This is a genomic window from Bradyrhizobium sp. NBAIM08 (assembly GCF_020193935.1).
GTDB lineage: Bacteria > Pseudomonadota > Alphaproteobacteria > Rhizobiales > Xanthobacteraceae > Bradyrhizobium > Bradyrhizobium yuanmingense.
Genome location: NZ_JADYVR010001052.1, coordinates 1 through 398, shown reverse-complemented (window position 1 = coordinate 398; position 398 = coordinate 1). Strand labels below are relative to the sequence as shown.

The window sequence follows — 398 nt, the reverse complement described above, 5'->3', positions numbered from 1 at the left end:
GGTCATTCCCCGGCGGCGGGCTGAACCGGGGCGAGGCGCCGCTGGCCGCTGCCGCCCGCGAATTTGCCGAGGAGCTGGGCTGCGGCATCACCGACCTGCGCCAGCTCGGCACGCTGGAGGAGGAGTTCCACGGTGCCCGCAACGTGGCCCACGTGTTCACCGGGCTGATCGCGGGCGAACCGCGCCCGGACATGCGCGAAATCGTGGCGGCGCGGTTCTTTGCGCTGGACGACCTGCCGCCCGATCGGTCGCGCACCGTGGGCGTGCGGCTGGCATTGCTGGATTTACAGCAGCGATAGCTGCGCGTCGTCGCGGGGTGGTTCTGCGGGGCGGTCCTGTTCCAGATTGGCCAGCGTCAGTCCCAGCAGGCGGATCGGGCGCGGCAGCGGCAGTTCATC

At 71.1% G+C, this 398-nt stretch carries 1 protein-coding gene; it reads left to right on the top strand.

What is annotated here, in order from left to right:
* Window positions 1-299, top strand: a 299-nt coding sequence (locus I6F37_RS43420; protein ID WP_225154899.1) for an NUDIX domain-containing protein, incomplete at its 5' end; no start/stop codon positions are given.
* Between the last annotated feature and the right edge of the window lie 99 nt (window positions 300-398).